This window comes from Paenibacillus terrae (assembly GCF_000943545.1).
GTDB lineage: Bacteria > Bacillota > Bacilli > Paenibacillales > Paenibacillaceae > Paenibacillus > Paenibacillus terrae_A.
Map to the genome: position 1 here is coordinate 1 of NZ_JTHP01000013.1, position 15620 is coordinate 15620.

At 40.2% G+C, this 15620-nt stretch carries 11 protein-coding genes and 4 pseudogenes; 9 read left to right on the forward strand and 6 right to left on the reverse strand.

The window, feature by feature from the left end:
* Positions 1 to 237 precede the first annotated feature (237 nt).
* Complete coding sequence (locus QD47_RS08810; RefSeq protein ID WP_044645785.1) at positions 238 to 489, forward strand: helix-turn-helix transcriptional regulator; 252 nt, start codon at positions 238 to 240, stop codon at positions 487 to 489.
* A 10-nt stretch (positions 490 to 499) separates the two neighbouring features.
* Here the strand turns inward: QD47_RS08810 and QD47_RS08815 are convergent, their stop codons facing one another.
* Entirely contained in the window at positions 500 to 826 is a 327-nt protein-coding gene (locus tag QD47_RS08815; RefSeq protein ID WP_044645786.1) for a hypothetical protein, read from the reverse strand.
* 132 nt (positions 827 to 958) lie between these two features.
* Between QD47_RS08815 and QD47_RS30600 the strand changes: the two genes are divergently transcribed.
* The 3 genes from QD47_RS30600 (at position 959) to QD47_RS08830 (ending at position 4029) form a co-directional block, all read left to right on the forward strand.
* Positions 959 to 1303, forward strand: a complete 345-nt coding sequence (locus QD47_RS30600; RefSeq protein WP_023988760.1) for a helix-turn-helix domain-containing protein — start codon at positions 959 to 961, stop codon at positions 1301 to 1303.
* 84 nt (positions 1304 to 1387) lie between these two features.
* Entirely contained in the window at positions 1388 to 2212 is an 825-nt protein-coding gene (ku, locus tag QD47_RS08825) for a non-homologous end joining protein Ku (protein ID WP_044645787.1), read from the forward strand.
* A gap of 869 nt (positions 2213 to 3081) precedes the next feature.
* The gene (locus tag QD47_RS08830; protein WP_044645788.1) at positions 3082 to 4029 is read left to right on the forward strand and encodes a cation diffusion facilitator family transporter; all 948 of its coding nucleotides are present in this window, start codon (positions 3082 to 3084) and stop codon (positions 4027 to 4029) included.
* 491 nt (positions 4030 to 4520) lie between these two features.
* On the opposite strand, the pseudogene QD47_RS08835 reads toward QD47_RS08830, so the two are convergent.
* Positions 4521 to 5798: pseudogene (locus QD47_RS08835) on the reverse strand (6-phospho-beta-glucosidase).
* A 534-nt stretch (positions 5799 to 6332) separates the two neighbouring features.
* Between QD47_RS08835 and QD47_RS08840 the strand changes: the two are divergent.
* The gene (locus QD47_RS08840; RefSeq protein ID WP_044645789.1) at positions 6333 to 7298 is read left to right on the forward strand and encodes a LacI family DNA-binding transcriptional regulator; all 966 of its coding nucleotides are present in this window, start codon (positions 6333 to 6335) and stop codon (positions 7296 to 7298) included.
* A gap of 410 nt (positions 7299 to 7708) precedes the next feature.
* Here the strand turns inward: QD47_RS08840 and QD47_RS08845 are convergent, their stop codons facing one another.
* Both QD47_RS08845 and QD47_RS30605 read right to left on the reverse strand, forming a co-directional pair.
* Entirely contained in the window at positions 7709 to 7936 is a 228-nt protein-coding gene (locus QD47_RS08845) for a rhodanese-like domain-containing protein (RefSeq protein WP_052646734.1), read from the reverse strand.
* Between the two features lie 447 nt (positions 7937 to 8383).
* Positions 8384 to 8811: pseudogene (locus QD47_RS30605) on the reverse strand (recombinase family protein); the annotation flags it as partial.
* Positions 8812 to 9130: 319 nt separating this feature from the next.
* On the opposite strand from QD47_RS30605, the gene QD47_RS08855 reads away from it, so the two are divergent.
* From QD47_RS08855 to QD47_RS32110, 4 genes and pseudogenes are all read left to right on the forward strand, one after another.
* The gene (locus QD47_RS08855; protein WP_044645790.1) at positions 9131 to 10609 is read left to right on the forward strand and encodes a spore germination protein; all 1479 of its coding nucleotides are present in this window, start codon (positions 9131 to 9133) and stop codon (positions 10607 to 10609) included.
* 4 nt (positions 10610 to 10613) lie between these two features.
* The gene (locus QD47_RS08860; RefSeq protein ID WP_044645791.1) at positions 10614 to 11768 is read left to right on the forward strand and encodes a Ger(x)C family spore germination protein; all 1155 of its coding nucleotides are present in this window, start codon (positions 10614 to 10616) and stop codon (positions 11766 to 11768) included.
* A gap of 17 nt (positions 11769 to 11785) precedes the next feature.
* Positions 11786 to 12874: pseudogene (locus tag QD47_RS08865) on the forward strand (GerAB/ArcD/ProY family transporter).
* Between the two features lie 502 nt (positions 12875 to 13376).
* Entirely contained in the window at positions 13377 to 13541 is a 165-nt protein-coding gene (locus QD47_RS32110; RefSeq protein ID WP_161797161.1) for a hypothetical protein, read from the forward strand.
* Between the two features lie 582 nt (positions 13542 to 14123).
* Here the strand turns inward: QD47_RS32110 and QD47_RS08870 are convergent.
* Both QD47_RS08870 and kdpC read right to left on the reverse strand, forming a co-directional pair.
* Positions 14124 to 14951 (reverse strand): annotated as a pseudogene (locus QD47_RS08870) (histidine kinase); the annotation flags it as partial.
* Positions 14952 to 15043: 92 nt separating this feature from the next.
* A complete protein-coding gene (gene kdpC / locus QD47_RS08875) occupies positions 15044 to 15616 on the reverse strand; it encodes a potassium-transporting ATPase subunit KdpC (protein ID WP_044645792.1) in 573 nt (190 codons plus the stop codon).
* Positions 15617 to 15620 lie beyond the last annotated feature (4 nt).

Sequence of the window (15620 nt, forward strand, 5' to 3'; positions counted from 1 at the left end):
AGACTTTTTCAGTCATGTTTATATCAGATACTTATACTTCCTCTACTCCATCTGAGAAATAAATAGACCTAACACAAAATATGGCGAATACTATCTTCTCATTAGATCTCATACTTATTTTTTAATACCAACTTCATTATTATCTTTTTGTACAGTATATAATTTCGATAAATTAGATAGACTAATAAAGTAGATTCATAGAGAAAAGTGTTAGAAAAATGAGGGGAGACGATCGCAATGGATTTGTACAGAATCATAGGTTTTAACATTAGATGTAAAAGAAAACTTTTGAGGATGACTCAAACACAATTAGGGTTAGCTGTTGACCTATCTCGAACGGCGGTTAGCAATATAGAAAGTGGCAAACACCATGTTCAGATTCATACCCTATTTAAAATTGCACAAGTACTTGATACGTCGATACAAGCGCTGCTAAATATTACTTTGCATGATTTACCGCCTGTTAAATTAGCCAACAAAACCAATTAATATTTAGGTATTACCTAAGCATTTGCTTAGCCAATTTTAACTGGGCTCTTAGATTTCTAATTGCTTCATAATAAGCATCAAGTACTTGCTCGTTTACTGAAATTCTTTTATCAATAACATATGCTAAGTCAACAAAATCAAAATTAACTATGATTAAAACTTCAAGATTTTTCTCAAGAAATAGAACGGGGATCTTCCACTCTCCGTTTTTTTGTGCATCCTCAAAATGCTGATATTTCATTAGTATTTTGCTACTGTAACACAAGTCTGCAAATTTTAATCCTTGTCCAGTAACGGCGGCCATTCCAATTCCTAATTCCTTCTTTTTATGACTCATTTCATCACCTCAATTCGAGTATGGACAATTTTTTTGTAATTGATACGTAAACATATCATTTAGTCGATTTGACTCATATACACTAATGTATTCGCCTTCACAGTTTGTATACACTGAGTCTGAGGTGTAGCAATGAAGGAACCGATATTGGTGGCAGTTGGCAAACGGGTACGTGAACTTAGGACAAAAAAAGGATTCTCACAAGAGGAACTTGGTGAGAAGGCAGGGTTTCATTTTTCTTACATTGGTGGTCTTGAGCGCGCAGAAAAAAATATTACATTACTAAACCTGCAAAAGATTGCAGACGCGCTTGATGTTCAAGTTTTAGACCTGTTTTTATATACCAAGTACATAAAGAATGAAAAGAATAAGAAAGATCAATTGTTAAATCAATTGCATACAAAATTATTCGATATGAATAGCTCTGAATTAATTAAAATTCAATTACTGGTTTCTCAGATTTTCGATAATAAATAAACCGCTTAACCAACTAGGTTAAGCGGTTTATTTATTATCGAAAAGGGAATAATCTCCATTAAGAATATTGGGAGGTTATTACTAATGCATACCATTTGGAAAGGTGTAATCGGGTTTGGTTTGGTACATATCCCTGTCAAGTTATATGCAGCAACTGAGGAGAAAGAAATTTCACTTCAATTACTACATAAAGGGTGCCATGGTACAATTAAGACTCAACGTTATTGTTCAAGTTGTGAAAAAAAGCTGAGTTCAGAAGATGTAATCAAGGGATACAAATTAGATAATAACCAGTTTTTGATTTTTGAAAAAGAGGAATTGGAGCAATTACATGACGATTCAAAAAAAATAAATATTATTCAATTCATTAAAGAGGCATCAGTTGATTTAATGTTTTCACAAAAGGTTTACTACCTTGGTCCAGAAGCCAACTACACAGACGCATACAGTCTTTTTACTAAGGCATTGGAAGTGACTAAACGTGTAGCAGTTGCTAAAATAACGATAAGATCAAGCACTAAACTTTGTATACTTAAACCGATGAACGGATCATTTATCCAATTGTCTACGATGTACTATCCAAATGAAATACGTCCTTCTGAACGTATACCGAATTTGCCGAGCGAAGCACAAATCGATTCGGATCAATTACAGTTAGCTCAGCAGTTAATAAAGAACCTCTCTTCTTCTAAAACTGTGGAATCCCATTTTACAAATGTTGGACAAGTTCGGATGCAGTCGTTAATCCAATCTAAAATTTCTGGGCAAGAAGTAATTCAAATAGATTCAGAAAAGAATGAGTCTCACCATATTATTGATTTAATGGAGGCTCTTCAAACGAGTATCAATCTTCTCTCAAATCCATCAACTAAGAAAAACAAACAAAAGAAAAAAGAGAGTGCATCATGAAATAAAAAGAACTCATTAACAAAAATGAGTTCTTTTTATTTCATGAATTGTAGGATTAATATTTATTAGTTATATATAGCACATTATAATTGATTTCTTAAAGAATTTTTGCTACGAACAATTGTAAAATTCATTCGTTATTTGTTGGAAGAATTCCTAAGGAATGCCTCCTTTCTATTCACTATTTACATTTCAATATCTAATTTGTACATATTATTCTGACCCTGTACAGAGTAACTGTTCTTCTAGTGTATATTAGCTCCAAAAGTTAGCGGCAACCGTTCACCTTGGCGGATTGCAGACGGACATTTTCCTGTGTTGACAGCTTGACAAAATATTGAACATCACAACTGTTCTCTGGATCTGCATCATAAACATTTTTTTATTTCATTAACTTATTTACTGTGGTAAGAAGTTCATCTACTACGTCATGGTCATCTTCTTCAATCAGTCCCTTTACTCCAATTCCTCGCATTTGTTCTTCTATTCGATTCAAACCTTACTTATACTGTGAGTTTAACTGTATTTGAGTGGTTGTTCTGAATGGACCAGTGTATCAGTGGAGAAACAAGCCTGATCGCTTGTTTCTATTTTTTAAATTCGACGCTCCTAACTCGACTTCTTAAAGCTGTTTAAAATATCCCCTCTTTATATACGCCGTAAAATAAATACACTAAAACAACGTTAGACCTATTAACCACTTTCTAAATACGGAAGTGCTTTAATGCTTTATAAAACTTCAAAGGCAACTAATACTGATGTTGCGCTATGCTGCACTTGACGTGTAGATTTTCCCCACATATAATTGAAGTCAATAAAACATATGAACAGTTGTTCATATGTTAATAAAATAGAAAGCTGGGATATGTATGGCAGGACATGATCATAGTCATGGGCACAACAACAAAAAAGTTTTGCTGATCTCCTTCATTATCATCACTACTTACATGCTGGTCGAAGCTTTTGGTGGATTTATTACCAATAGTTTAGCTTTGCTCTCGGATGCAGGTCATATGTTATCGGATTCTCTTGCGTTAGCGATCGCTTTGCTTGCGTTTAAGTTTGGAGAGAAAGCTGTCAATAAGGGAAAAACCTTTGGTTACAGGAGATTTGAAATATTGGCTGCAATGCTAAACGGTATTACTCTGATTGCGATTGCCTTATACATTTTTTACGAAGCGATTGAACGGTTTATAAATCCGCCAGAAGTGGCTACAGTAGGGATGCTAGTTATCAGTATTATCGGCCTGTTCATTAATATACTCGTTGCCTGGATTATGATGCGAGGTAGCGATACAGAGCACAACCTGAATATGAGAGGTGCTTATCTGCACGTCCTCAGCGATATGCTGGGATCTGTTGGAGCGATTATTGCCGCTCTTCTGATGATGTTCTTCGGATGGGGATGGGCAGACCCACTTGCTAGTGTAATTGTCGCAGTACTTGTCCTTCGCAGTGGTTACTTTGTTAGTAAGTCTTCCCTGCATGTGCTTATGGAAGGAACACCCCGTAACATTGATGTAGAGGAAGTCGTACAAGCCATTTCGCAGTTCGAAGGTGTGAAAGCCGTACATGATATGCATATTTGGTCAATTACAAGCAACTTAAACGCTCTGACTGCGCATATCGTAGTTGATGGAAATAAAACAGTGTATGAAACCGAGGCCCTACTGCACAGTATCGAGCATATGCTGGAGCATAAGAACATTCCTCACTCTACTTTGCAGATCGAGTCCGAACAGCATAGACACGATGAATCCATTTTGTGCACAATAGAATCAGGTGCGCCGGATGCACATGCCCATCATAACCATTAATAAAAGGGGGACTGTTTTGACTTTTTTGGAGCGGCTGAATCCTCGACCGCTCCCTTAAGTACCAAAGTTCCATTCTAATCTTTAATCAATAATCAGCACTCCTTGGAAATTTGTTTTGTCGATTACGATCCAAGTCTGTTAACGCAAAACGGGTCAGTCCTTCTTAAATGGAGCGATGGCTTCTAGTATATCTCAAAAGTCAAATCCTTAACTGTACCGAGAGAATTTGAATCTGCTCATCATCACAGTACGGTTTTTCGATCGCCCCTTTACCTACGCGGTTGCCCTTAGATATGATTCAATCAGTGATTCAAGATGACCTTGTTATTTTTGAAATGGTGACTTTTCCGTTCTCTTTACATCATGATACCACCTAAAGCTTTTCCCTCTAACTTTTCCAGTCGAAAAAAGCACAGACCGTCAAGCCGGCTTATTAATTCAAGCAGGTTGACGGTCTGTTCGTCTTTTTACAAGATACAAATCACAAAATTCTAATCTAGATCCATACCGTTGCTAGCAATTTCCTTTTTATACCACTCGAATGATTTTTTCTTCGTTCGCATTAATGTACCTTGGCCATGATCATCTTTATCGACATAAATAAACCCGTATCTTTTTCTCATTTCACCTGTGCTTGCGCTTACAATGTCTATCGGCCCCCAGGTTGTAAACCCTAACAAATCGACACCATCATTCTCTACAGCATCCCTCATGGCCCTAATATGCTCTCTAAAATAATCAATGCGATAGTCATACTCCACATATCCGTTTTTGTCTGGATGATCAACCGCTCCAAATCCATTTTCAACAATGAATAGTGGTTTCTGATAGCGATCATAAATATTATTTAGCGTAATTCGTAGTCCCAGAGGATCAATCTGCCACCCCCAGTCACTAGCTTTCAAGTACGGATTGGGCAAGCTTGGGAAAAGGTTGCCTCCAATCGTGTCCGTCTGTTCGGGATCAGCGCTGACAACGCTGGATGAGTAATACGAGAAGCCAACAAAATCTACCGTATGCTGCTTCAATAATTCTTTGTCCCCCTCTTCGAATGGAAGTGTGATGCCTTTACGTTCCAGCTCTTTTAAAATAAATGTGGGGTAATCGCCTCGAACCTGTACATCTACAAAGAAATAGCTCTGGTTTTCCACTTATTTTGCCTTCCAAATATCTTCCGGGTTGCATGTTCTAGGATATGGAGCGTTAGCCGCGAGCATACAGCCAACTTGATTGTCAGGGTCTATCTGATGTGCCAATTTAGTGGCCAAGGCGCTTGCCACCAATTCATGGTGACTGGCTGTATATTTCACAGTCTCCGCGTCTTCATGGTCCTCAATGTACAGTCCCGCCGCCAGAAAAGGAGCCTCTAAGACCATATTAATTTCGTTAAATGTAATCCAGTATTTCACCAAGCCTTTGTAACGGCTGAAAATCACTTGGCATAACCCTCCAAAGAAGTCGACCATCTTCCTGTTTCGCCAGGAACCGTATTCCTTTACTAGGTGCATCGGAACATCGAAGTGACTGATCGTGACAAGAGGCTGAATGTTGTGCTTGTGGTATTCCTTAAACACATCTTCATAGAAGCGAAGTCCCGCCTCGTTAGGTTCCGTTTCATCCCCTTTTGGGAAAATTCTGGTCCACGCGATTGATAAACGGTAAACTTTAAATCCCATTTCGGCAAACAAAGCGATGTCTTCCTTATAGTGATGAAACATATCTATTGCTTGTTTCGCCGGGTAAGCGTAATGATCAGTAAAATCAAACATCTTTATTATACATAAAAATTACATCAATGGTATTTTGGCAGTAACCGCTTACTGTGTTTAAACTTTTGTATGTATAGATTTAAACTATATTCCCCCTAATAAGGATTTATCAAGAATTTCGCCACCGACTCTAAACAATTATTTATTCTACGTAATGTAATCCTGTAATCCGAAGTTTGTTTATTCTGCTTTGCTTTCGGTGACTATCCTACTTAGACAAAGGAGATTATATGTAAAGAGACATCGGCATAAGTAAACAAGCGGGGATATCTTGTTGACTGTCGGTTGTTGCAACCAGTCTTTTCAATTTCATTACGGGTACTAGATAAAGACTTGCTCCTATTTTGCTGAAATTGCGAAATCAAGCACGCGTAATGGGACTTGTCTATATAATCTGCTGTATGATTCCTGCTGCCTCTATCAACCTTTTTCCCTAGCTCCTACAATTTCAAGATTATCTTTTCCGGCTTCAGTTAGGCTTATAGTCTGTAAGAACCCGAAACAATGCTATACTTAATCATGAGGTGAATCACCATGGCAAATATTCAAGAGATCGCACGTCTTGCAGGTGTTTCTACGGCAACGGTCTCACGAGTAATTAATCAGCATCCCTATGTAAGTGATTTAACGAGAGAAAGGGTCTTGAAAATAATTGGACAGTTGGATTATGTCCCGAATTACAATGCAACATCTTTAAAAAAGGGAGCAACCCGGAGCATTGGCATCATAGCTGTTGATTACAACTCACTTTTGATGTCACTTGTCCGCTCCTTCCATACCATTGCCCAACAATCCGGATTTAACACAATGCTCTTCATGACTAACGGAGAGTGCAGTAAAGAACTTGTAGCTCTTGAAATGTTGCGTAGCAGGCAGTTGGACGCTCTTTTTTGCCTGGTCAGGACAAATGAGTGGAATATTATAGAGTCTTACACAAGATACGGTCCCATTGTAACTTGGCAGCGTCTCACCAGCGACAGTATACCATCTGTTTTTATGGACCAATATCAAGGCTACATGCTCAGTCTCGAATATTTGTATTCAAAAGGCTATCGTAAAATTTTAAACGTATTCTCGTCCAAAGGTCTAAATACCTTGGAACGAATCAGAGCCTACAGGGATTTTATTCAAATGCATGGGCTGAAAGATAGCGGCTTCCCACAATTTCACAATAAAATGTCAATATATGATGGAGAAGAAATAGCGCAATGGTGGATAAAACAGACGGACAAGCCAGAGGCGATTTCCTGCTCGACCGATGAAGTGGCGGCAGGTATCTTAATGGAACTTCAACGTGCCGGATTTACAGTTCCAGATGATGTGGGGATCATGGGATTCGATAACACAGACATTGCCCATCTACTGGATCTGACGACCATTCATTACCCGGTAGATAAACAAGCGGAGAATGCCTTTGCTGTTATTAAAAGCATGCTGGATCAATCTGTACCTAAACTACATTCTCTAGCATTTAATCTGATTGAGCGAAGATCAACATAGATTTTGATCCAAAGAAAAGAGAAACAAGGTGTGAAGCTACCTTGTTTCTCTTTTTACGCTTTCTAAGTAAAAATGTTGAAATATTTCTGATTCTTAATTTCAATTTTATCACTTCCTATCCTCATACATCACTCAACAATATCAATTAATGCTAAAAGTGCGTCAATTCGTTCCTTAGTTCTATTTAAGATATTAAAGCGATCTTCGCTCAAGTATTCTTTTCGATCAATGAAAAAACGCAAGACTGGTACGGAATAAACAGAGTATTGTAGAGACAAGCCCCTCACCTTTTCCGCATTAATGCGACCCAGTTGAGCTCATATATTGCTCTCATACAAAGCCCTCTATAAAATGAAAAAATTATATTGATTTTATTCACCTAAAACGCTTCATATTCTTGAATGTTTTCCTCAATTCGATAGGCTTTGAATCCTTTTTTTTGCATGAATTCCACTGGCCTCGAATGTGAGAGAACAGGACATCCCTCGGCAAAAGGCAGCAATTTCAGTATCGTGAGAAATTGTCTGTAAATATTCATCTAATCGTTCGAATGGAACTGAAACAGCCTTTGGTATATGTTTTGTTTCATATTCATCTGCTGGACGAAAATCTATAACAATCAGTTTGCCTTGCTTCATTTTTTCTTGAAGCTCCTGCTTACCTATACTCTGAACACTTTTATATTGCGACTTAAGTTCTATTCCGGCCTTGCAATAATGGTTCCACTTTAAGTCTCGTGACTAAGTATATCATGTTTCCATATTTTGGGTATATCTAATCATTTTCGAACATTTTTATATTATGGAAATAACTATTAAATTGCGATTTCTTGACCATTTTCTCTTTTTTGGTCTTGTAGAAACAGCTCATCATATGCAGCCATAAGGTCGTGTACTTCCTCTAAGGCTCTTCCAAAGCTTTTTCCTTATCTTCCATCTCCTACACCTCTGTTTTTAGAACTAATTAGCTTTCCCCGCTTCATATCCCTTTCGTTAATCCGGATTGCCGCATAGCTGCCGTTGCCGCATCCAGCCGGCCTTCCATTCCTCATAGACTCGGATAAACGTCTCGTCAATGGGCTGCCAGGGTCTCCCAAACGTAACACCGCTTGCCCGCGCTATCTCAATCCCTTTCCTCCTGCCGCTGCCGGTTCTTTTTTCGCTCCTGCTCGGCCACGTAAGCCAGCATGCTCAAAAATTAGTCCTCTAGCAATTTCCCCAGGTCGCCCCTAATTTTAAATTTCCTTGAATCGAACAAGCCTCATTGTCCACAAATACAATGTCTGCGTTTATTTCACGGGTGATATATTTCCACTCCGCGATAATCCCATCGTAATCCCGACCAAGCCGATCCAGCGCATCCATATAAACAAGGTCGTTTCACTAATCAGCAATCGCATGGCCTGATACTTGGGACGATCAAAATCCTTGCCACTCATCTTATCAACAAATATGTACTGTTCATCCACGCCCAGCTCTTTTAGTACTTTTTGATACGGTGAAAAAGGGAGAATTTATAGCGTCTCGAAAAGCATGCTTTTAGGGACACAAAAAACGACTCTAATTTGAATCGTTTTAAATGAAGGCATATAAAAAATGACCAGCAAAAAAGCTGATCTTTATGGGATTTAGTGGTGAGACACAATAGTAAGGAGATAATATTTCAATAATTGGAATGGAGGATGGTTTGCTGTAAAAGCCCTTCTGACTCTAGGATTTCCAGCTTTTCTGACGTCGAATATGATGAATTTTTGTTTATCCCATGGATATTTATCATTATTTTGCCCATATTACCTGTAAATAATTGTTTAAGCTTCTGAAGGAGGCAGAGTCATGGCAAGATCACTCGAGGAAAAGTTAGATCATCTAAAAAAGACTCTGGGTCATCTTCCTGATGTCGTCTTCAAAAAAATGGACGTGGGACAAACGGGAATTCATGTAGTTATGGTTTATCTCTCCGGTATTGCGAATACGGGCATAATTAACGAACAAATCGTTAAGCCACTCATTTTGACTGGAATCCGTGAAAACCACTCCCAAGTTAATCTGGAGAAAATAAAGGAGGAACTGATACAGCAGACGGCATTTACGATCGGTATGAAAGAAGGTGCAGACCTTGAAGCATGTGTAATTGAAGTGTTATCGGGAAATACTTGTCTGCTGATCGAAGGAACCGATGAAGTTTTTTTTGCTTCTACGGGCCAGTTTCCTTCGCGAAGTGTCGATGAACCGAGCACCGAAACTTTGGTTAGAGGACCGAGAGAAGGTTTTATTGAAGATTTGGAAAGCAACTTGGCAATGGTAAGGCGGCATATCAAAGATCTAAGTTTCAAAATAGATAAAATGACCATAGGAAGGAGATCTTCACGGAAATTAGCGATCTTGTACATATCAGATATCGCAAATCCAGAGCTAGTTCAGGAAGTTAAACGAAGAGTCGAAACGATTGATGTGGACGATGCTTCCGATACCGGGATTATTGAGCAATGGATTGAGGAACATTCATGGTCTCCATTCCCACAGATTCAAGCCTCTGAACGTTCGGATAAAGCTATAAATGCTTTAATGTCCGGAAGAGTTGTCATTATGCTTGATGGCACTCCTTTTGTCCTGATTGCTCCCATGACCTTCTGGATGCTGGCTCAATCCCCAGAGGATTATTACGAGCGTTTTCCTTTAGGAACATTTTTTCGTATGCTTCGTTTAATGGCTCTGTTCATTGCAACATTCCTGCCTTCGCTATACGTTGCACTTATTTCTTTCCATCCTGGATTAATCCCGCCTGAGCTGGTGATGTCTATCGTTGCCTCAAGGGAAGGAATTCCTTTTCCCGTTTTTGTGGAAGCTCTAATCATGGAGTTATCATTGGAAATATTACGCGAGGCAAGTCTGCGGCTACCTAAAGGCATAGGACAAGTCATCGGTATTGTAGGCGGTCTTGTGATTGGTCAAGCAGCGGTCGAGGCGGCGGTCGTAAGTGCTTTTCTGATTATTGTCGTTGGTCTTACTGCTATTGCGTCCTTTGCAAGCCCGCAGTACAGCGGCAGTATTGGAATACGGCTTCTTCGTTTCCCCATTATGATGATTGCAGGGATTTATGGGCTGTATGGCGTGATTTTAGCCTTTATTTGTTTAGGCGTACACATGGTCCAGATCAAAAGCTTTGGAGTTCCTTACATGTCACCCCTAGCCCCATTTCGGCTAAGAGATCAACAAGATACTTTTATTCGGGCTCCTTTTAAATACCTCAAAAAGCGTCCTATGATGCTAAAGACACAGGACGAAACACAATCTAACAGGAAAAGGAAGTAAGCCAATGATCTCTTACATCTTTCTGTTTCGCCGAACCCTATCGGTGCAAAAATGCGTCGCCGTATGGATCGCATGTGCTCTCCTCACCGGTTGTTGGGACAGCAGAGAGATCGATGACTTGAGTATCATTCAAGGCGTCGCCATTGATACAGATGAGCAGGAAATGCTGGAACTTACCTACCAGCATTTAATCGCGCAAAAATCCAGAAAAAATATGTATAGCAACGTAACAACCTTTAACAAAAATTCCATTCAGTCTGCTTCAAGGGACCAGGCCAAGCTGGTATCCCGTGCTCCTTTATATAGTTTTATTCGCTTGATTTTGATTAGTGACCAAGCTATACAAAAAACAAGAATCGACCAATTGTTAGATACGTTTACTCGCTCCTATAAACCGAGTCGAAAATCACTTGTTATGATCGTAAAGGGCAGTGCGAAAGAAACGCTCAATAAGATCGTCAAACATAAAGAGATACCTTCCATTGACCTTGAAGCATTGGCTAAAAATAGCGATCTCAACTCCAAAATACCCTATAGAATAACATTAGGGGAAATTTCTACACATATTTCACAAGGATCTGACTTCGTCGTTCAATGCCTAGAAACCAATGAAGGCAACCACTTCTCAGGCGCAGCTTTGGTCAGCGGCAAAACGAAGAAATTTGCTTATTGGCTAGACGAAGAGGATGTTATCGGGACCAACTGGATGCTGGGAAAAACGAAGGGTTCAATTATTAGAACTGAAGGCCCAAAATTGGAACAATCCATGGTGTTTGAAGTTGAGGATGTCCATACAAAACTTATCCCCCACCTCAACGGGCAGGATCTCTCATTCACAGTTCGTATTAAAGCAGGTATCAAACTAAACGAAAGCTCGGATAATTCTGTAGACTTCCTGAAGGAATCATTCATCCAAACCGCTAAAGAAGCGGCGCAAGATGAAATCAAACAAACAGTATCCCTATCGTTAAACACACTCCAGAAAGAAATGAGAGCAGATGTAGTCGGTTTTGGCACAAAAGTAAAAGCGAACTATCCCGCTTACTGGGATCGGGTAAAGGAAAATTGGCAAGATACATTCAGTCAAATACCGATCGATGTTCAGGCTAAAGTACAAATTGAACGAACAGGTGCTTATACAAAAGGAGAGGGAGCGTAATGTCCAATATACCTTCCATGAAACAGGAAAAAATATCTACCCTGCAAGCCTTATTTACCGTCACTTCGACCGTGTATGCTGTGAGTATTGTCAGTTTACCAAGAACCATTGCGGAGCAGACGCAAACGCCCGACGTGTGGCAGGGACTTTTGCTGGCTAGTCTGCTTGGGGTAAGCGTCATTTTTATCCATGTTAAATAATGCCATAGATTTCCAGGTAAGACGTTCTATGAACTCAATCCTATAATCGCAGGTAAATTCATCGGCCTTCTCATCAATATTGCATTCATGGTATATTGCGTGATGGTCTGCTCGCTTGTATGCAGAATGATGGCAGAATTTCTCAAAGGTCTTGCATTGGAGAGAACTCCGTTAAGCATGATTCTCTTGCCGTTTCTTCTGCTTATTGGGTATTTGACCTGGGGCGGTCTCCATGCGATGGTTCGATTGGTCGAGCTTTTTTTTCCTTTAACCCTTATTGTTTTTTTATTGTTGATCGTTCTCAATATCAATCATTTTGACATCGATAATTTGCGTCCTGTTTTTCATAAAGGATGGGGCCCGATCTTCCAATCTCTTAAAGTTGTACCTTTTTCGGCAATGGGTTTTGAATCTATACTCATATTAACTAATGTGATGGCCAATCCACAAAAAGCATGGAAGGCAGGGTGGATCGGATACTCGATTGCAATGGGTTTGTACATCTTGATGGTAACGATGGTCGTTGGCTGTATGTCGGTTGAAGAAGTTTCTCGATTGCAATGGCCGGTCGTTTCTTTTGCACAGCAAATTGAATTCCCCGGCGCGTTCCTAGAACGATTTGAAATATTATTTATCATTTTGTGGACGATCAAAATCTTCATGACCGCCTCAAACTATTATTTCTATATTGTTGCCGGGATCAGCCAGCTCATCCAAAAGTGGAACAGGTACATCTGTTATCTCCCGTTAATTTTATTATTTTCCCTAAGCATGTATCCCCAAAGTTTTATTGAATTAGGCAATTTCGATAAAATAACAGGTTACTTTGGAATTATTATATGCGCGGCAGTCCCCTTGGTACTTCTTGTCATCTCCATGGTCTTCCGCCAAAAAGAGAAACAGTAGGAAATAGCCCAGGCGCAGTTTACGCATCGATGAAGACGCTTCTGCTCCAAGATCGACCGGTCCGGAAGCCAGCTTCCTTTCTACCAAGATTTAATCTACTCTAAACCAGTTCTCTTTTTTACCAATTTTTAGCATCAATTCACAGTCAGTACCACACCTCCATATTAAATCTGTTGCATAAGACACTAGGAATAAACATTACAAAATTCAGTTGAAAATCTAAAACTTAAAAACCTTGCTTTTAGGAACGCCACATCTCATCAATAATTGAAACAATTCAATACACAACAAAAGTAGCTCCTGCAGGCATTACAGAAGCTACTTTTGTTGCCTTGGCGTGTCCCTGGTCAGTTCATTTTATCAAGCGTATCTAGGCGGTAGCCCAACCCATCCAAAATTGATGTTGGCCGTTCATGTGAGAGTAGGGATTCTTTTCTAATTATTGCACACATATGTACACAACGGAATAATTTCATGTAACAACTTATGGAGGGTTATGCTCATGGCTGCAACCAAAGCGAAATATTTGATGTCCTTAAAATTGTCCTGGCGTTTCTTAAAAAGATCATTCAGCTCTTTTAGTAGTTTTTCGGTTCTGAATGACCAACGGTTTGAATTGGAGTACCTGGCTAATCGGGCGGATAAGCTGGAACAATTAAACGAATGACTGCGATCCGCCGTGGTTCCCCTGCTTGCTCTTGATGTCGGCCCCAAATCACTAGAAGGAGTGTGTCTGTAAATGGAGAAATTTAAATTTAACCTTGAGAGGAACATGTCACTTTTTTCTGGAACCTTTCCGGCGATGCTATGCGCCTGACGGCTAAGAAGACCACGATGAAAGAAATCGAAAATACCGGTGTATAGTTTGAGTTTAACGGAGAGGAAGATGAAACATTTGTTACTTTCCCGGACATGCATCTATTTATTCGGGAAGGTAGCACCACACCACTCCAGAAGGTACACAGGCGCTGTGGGTCAATCAAATTACAGCAGCCCATTTTCGGGAACGTAAATCCAGAAACGATGATAAAATTAATTGAGTCACTTACAGAGTAAACGGATCAGAACACCAGACCATTTCAACCTTGAAGTGGTCTTTTTGAGAAGAATAGCGAAATTCATCCTCTACCGGCCATTTTCAGGCTAAGTTCAGGAATGAGTGAATCAAAAATAGAGCATCCCTTGGGGGATGCCCTTCTTTCACTATATTGCATTAATGATGAATTGTCCTTTTGCAGCTTTGATCTCACAGAAGCTCGCCATTCAATCGTTTGGCTACCTGTTGGCCACGACGTACATAGATGGAACCATTCCAATGATATTGTGTCGAAACCAAAATGCGTTCTGCCGCTCCCGAGGGACCGAGCATACCCATTTGCTCCCTGTGCTTTTCCAGGGAATCGTTAACCCCTTCTGCCACAAGTCTAAGTGCTAACTCACGCAACACACCCAGATTCCCTCGTTTAAACAATGCAGCAGTCTTGTTGTTACGTACATGCCCTTCCGAGAATCGCTGCAGCAATGTTTCCGGGGTTACATCAATTAAGCGGATTTCCTCAGCAAGCTCCAGCGTATCAACTTTAACGGTTTCTTCAACTTCAATGCCCATGTATTTCTGCGCCAGTTCCCTTACGCCTTCCAATTCATATACATTTACAGTCGTCATTACACTGATTCCATGACTCAGCAAGAAATGAATATCCTCCAGCCTTGTCGGACGCTCCGCACCTGGCCGATTCTTGTGAGCCAAGCCATCCACAAGTACCACCTCTGGATTTCTCTGGATCAAAGCCTCTACATTTAAGTCCTTCTTTTCAACTTCCCTACGGTTCCAGTGAATACTCGGTATCCGCTCCAATTCACCAATTTGTTCAATCGTCTCCGGTCGCTGTAAAGTAGACACTGCACAGATTACGACATCCACTCCTTGTTGTCGGAGTGCTGTTCCTTCCCGCAGCATGTGATAGGTTTTGCCAGATCCGCTTACGGCACCGATGAAAATTTTTAACCGTCCGCGATGCAGTCTGGAGATGGATAACAATATTTCCTCTGGGCTTTTTCTCTTGAATTTTTCCACCCTGTTTCATTCCTCTCGCTTCTATACGAAAAGACCCGGCAAGAATTTCTTGCCGGCCTCTTTTGGGATACACTGATTCCTTGTGCTCTGATTTAGTTCCCCTTCACTGTCTTCTGCACATCCAGATTTAGAAGAAGAACATTGACGGCGGGCTCTCCAAAAACACCCAGTTCTCTACTTTTTGTATGTTTGGATACCAATACCTTGAGTTTGTCTGCCGATATCCCGGTAATTTTGCTAATTCGCGGAATTTGAGCCTCCGCAGCCTCAATACTGATATGCGGATCGAGCCCGGAACCTGAATTGGTAATCAGATCTACTGGCAGCTCGGACATGGGAACATCAGGGTTTTCCAATTTCCAGGCTTTCACTGCTTCCTTCGTTCGATTGAGCATCTCCGGATTGGAAGGAGCATAGTTCGGTGTACCGGAAGAAGCCCCATTATATTCAATGCTGGAAACTCGACCATGAAAGTACCCGGGATCGGTAAAGGTCTGCCCGATTAATTCTGAGCCGATGACCTCATTATTATCGTTATAAATCAAGCTTCCGTTAGCCTTATTTGGCATAATTGCTTGGGCGATTCCCGTTACAGCTAGTTGATATACCACAATGATGACCATTAATACAACACTTGTTCTTAACGTAACCGTTATTGTTTGCATCTCT

Excerpts from the sequence above, each read along its gene's own strand:
- QD47_RS08830 (WP_044645788.1), top strand. The coding sequence starts at position 3,082 with ATGGCAGGACATGATCATAGTCATGGGCACAACAACAAAAAAGTTTTG.
- QD47_RS08810 (WP_044645785.1), top strand. The coding sequence starts at position 238 with ATGGATTTGTACAGAATCATAGGTTTTAACATTAGATGTAAAAGAAAA.
- QD47_RS08860 (WP_044645791.1), top strand. The coding sequence starts at position 10,614 with ATGATCTCTTACATCTTTCTGTTTCGCCGAACCCTATCGGTGCAAAAA.
- QD47_RS08840 (WP_044645789.1), top strand. The coding sequence starts at position 6,333 with ATGGCAAATATTCAAGAGATCGCACGTCTTGCAGGTGTTTCTACGGCA.
- QD47_RS30600 (WP_023988760.1), top strand. The coding sequence starts at position 959 with ATGAAGGAACCGATATTGGTGGCAGTTGGCAAACGGGTACGTGAACTT.
- QD47_RS32110 (WP_161797161.1), top strand. The coding sequence starts at position 13,377 with ATGGCTGCAACCAAAGCGAAATATTTGATGTCCTTAAAATTGTCCTGG.
- QD47_RS08845 (WP_052646734.1), bottom strand. The coding sequence starts at position 7,936 with ATGAAGCAAGGCAAACTGATTGTTATAGATTTTCGTCCAGCAGATGAA.
- kdpC (WP_044645792.1), bottom strand. The coding sequence starts at position 15,616 with ATGCAAACAATAACGGTTACGTTAAGAACAAGTGTTGTATTAATGGTC.
- ku (WP_044645787.1), top strand. The coding sequence starts at position 1,388 with ATGCATACCATTTGGAAAGGTGTAATCGGGTTTGGTTTGGTACATATC.
- QD47_RS08855 (WP_044645790.1), top strand. The coding sequence starts at position 9,131 with ATGGCAAGATCACTCGAGGAAAAGTTAGATCATCTAAAAAAGACTCTG.
- QD47_RS08815 (WP_044645786.1), bottom strand. The coding sequence starts at position 826 with ATGAGTCATAAAAAGAAGGAATTAGGAATTGGAATGGCCGCCGTTACT.